Annotated in this window: 3 protein-coding genes; all 3 read right to left on the reverse strand. The window is 68.4% G+C overall.

Annotation, left to right across the window (positions count from 1 at the left end; genetic code table 11):
• A partial coding sequence (locus tag AC1D00_RS35170; RefSeq protein WP_477013838.1) for a penicillin-binding transpeptidase domain-containing protein occupies positions 1-754 on the reverse strand: 754 nt, incomplete at its 3' end.
• Between the two features lie 68 nt (positions 755-822).
• The gene (locus tag AC1D00_RS35175) at positions 823-1,086 is read right to left on the reverse strand and encodes an EscU/YscU/HrcU family type III secretion system export apparatus switch protein (RefSeq protein WP_404557208.1); all 264 of its coding nucleotides are present in this window, start codon (positions 1,084-1,086) and stop codon (positions 823-825) included.
• Positions 1,083-2,720, reverse strand: a complete 1,638-nt coding sequence (gene fliK / locus AC1D00_RS35180) for a flagellar hook-length control protein FliK (protein WP_477013839.1) — start codon at positions 2,718-2,720, stop codon at positions 1,083-1,085. Before fliK ends, AC1D00_RS35175 begins: the two co-directional genes overlap by 4 nt.
• Positions 2,721-2,754 lie beyond the last annotated feature (34 nt).

The following is a 2,754-nucleotide window of genomic DNA, read 5'->3' on the forward strand; positions in this document are numbered from 1 at the left end:
GCTCGGTGCAGTCCATGTTGAGCGCGAACACGGTGTGCGCCTCGCCCTTCTCGGCCCAGCCGACCATCCAGCCGAGCGACGGCTCGCCGCGCTCGGCGCCCAGGAGGCCGGACTTGGCGCGGATGACGCAATCGCCGACCTTGGTCACCGGCAGGATGTCAGCGACGAGATCCTGGCTGCGTTTGGAAATCGGCAGCGCGCGCCGCCGCAGCCGGTCGACGAAATCGATCTGCTCGACCGGATCGATGCGCAAGTTTCCGGTGAGCCAGAACTGGTCGATGCCGCCGCCGATGTCACGATTGCCGTAGTCGAACAGATCGACATACTTCTGCATGCGCTCCTGCCCGATGCGGCGCGCGATCTCCTGATAGACCGGTACCGCACTGACCGCGATCGCACTGCGCAGCGTGTGATCCTTGTTCCACGCCTCGATTCCGCGCTTCACGCCGTCCCAGGGGAACACGTCCTTGTCGGGATCTGTGACCACGCCGGTCTCCAGCGCGATCAGCGAGTTCGGGATCTTGAAGGTCGAGGCCGGCAGCTTGCCCTCGCCCGAGCGCTCCTTGTCGCTGGCGACGATCAGATAGTCCTCGACCTTGTAGCCGACAAAAGTGCCTGATGTGCCGAGATCGGCGAAGCGTTTTGCCAGGCTGTCGCGGATCTCGTTGCGCGGCGGCGCGACATGGGCGAGCGCACGCGACGGCAGGATCGCGGTTGCGGCGAGAAGGCCGAGGGTGGAACGGCGAGTGATCACGTGAATGTCCGTTGAGCGATGGAATTGGCGGCGACCATGCAGCCGCTATCATGGTGAAACGATGACAGCTACCTGGCCCGGCCCGACAGCCGCAGCACGAACACCAGCACTTCGGCGACGGCCTTGTAGAGATCGGGCGGGATCTCCTCGCCAAGCTCGACCTTGGACAGCGCGCCGGCCAGGATTTCATTCTCCTCGATCGGGATGTCGTTGGCCTTAGCGATCTCGACGATTTTTTCGCCGATCGTGCCCTTGCCCTTGGCGACGACGACGGGCGCGTTGGTGCCCCTCTCGTAATGCAGCGCGATCGCGAGCTTGGATGGATCACTCATGTGGCGCGGTCCAGGAAGTGGCCGGCTCGGGCCGGTGCCGGCTGCGGCGGCGTGCCGTCGCGCACAACGATGTCGCCGGGCTTGAGCTCGGCCCTGGTCAGCGCCTGATTGAGCTCACCGATCCCGGCGCGGAGCTGCTGCGCGGTCGCCGGCCGCTCCGCCCACATCCGCACGAAGGTCTTGTCGCCGTTCAGTGTGATCAAGGCATGCACGGGGCCGGCCGGCTCGACGTTGAGCGTGAAGCGTGCGCGCCAGGCGCGTTTGGCGGGATCGGTGGCTTCGTTGCCGCCGTCGCGCGAGATCTCGAACTGCGCCATGGCGGTGCCCTGCGGTGTCGCAAAGGGAATCTCGAAATTCCACTGCGGCACGGCCGGGTCGATGCGGTGCCCCGAGGCATCGGTGCGATCGGGGAGCGAGGCGACCTGGAGCAAAGTCTGCCGCGCGATCGCGGCATTGGTGTCGTCGAGCAGACGGTGCACGGTCGCCGCCAGCGGCGTATCCGGCACGAGCGATGGCGAGGCGATGGACTGCGGCGACGGCAGCGCGCCGCGGAATGGCGGTGGCGTCGCGCGCGCGGCGGCCTCGAAGATGTGGCCATCGGGCACGGCCTTGTTCGAGCCCGGCAAATTGCCGATCATGCGCGGCAGGCTTTGCGTGACCTCCTGCAAGAGGCTCGCGGCAAGGCCTGCGGACATGGTTCGCGGGCCCGCCGCCTGCGGTGTTGCGCCCGCCATGTCGGCCAGCACGGCGGCTGCGAGCGCAGCGCCGCGCGGCATTTGCGTCGGCTGGGCGATCTCCGCTTCGGGCGACGGCAATGCCGCTTGCGCGGCCTTGCCCGCCACCAGGAGTGCGGACGCGGCGGTCTGCGGCGAGGTCGTGACACTTGTCGGCGGCGCGGTGCCTTGCGCCGGTGCCTGCGGCGCGCCGGTCTCGAGCGCGCCTGAGGTCGCGGCCAGCGTCTGGCGCAGCACCAGCAGCGCCGCCTTCAGGTCCGGCACCGCGCCTGGCGACGGCGTCGCGCCCGCGGCAAGCGAAGCCTCGAGAAACAGCCCTGACTTCTGGAAGGCGGATTCGATGTCGCCGCCATCAAGCGCGGTGTTGAGCGGCGTCTGCTGCGCCAGCACGCCCAGCACCGCCTGCTTCAATCCCGCCGGCAGATCGCTTCCGGTCACGACGGAGGCAAGATTGGCGAACAGCGGCGCCTGGCTGCCCTGCTTGCTCGCGGCCTCGGCCGACGCCATCGTGACGGCGACCTGCTCGGATGGCGTCAAGGTGCTGCGCGCCGCGCTCGTGGACGGCGCGAGCGACGGGCTGTCAACCAGCGAAGCCGCAGCCGGCGTCAGCGTGACCTGGTCGGCGGCCGCCTCGCCTGCGCCGCCCATGACGGCGAGGCGGATGGTGCCGTCGTTCTGCGACACCGCGAGCTGGAGATTTTGCCCCGGCGACAGCGCGACTTCCGACATCACGTCGAGGGAGAGGTTTGCAATCGCGATCCGCACCAGATTGTCGGCGAGTACGCTGACCACTCTCGCGTCGACGACGCTGCCGGCCTGAAGCACGAGATCGGGCGTCGCCGCATCAGCCACGGGGCTGGCAGCACTGACGGGAGTAATGGAACTGATCGGCGTCGCCATCTCAGGGGCCCAGGAGCACGGGCCACCCTAACGC

This window comes from Bradyrhizobium sp. P2_E8, from assembly GCF_056403875.1.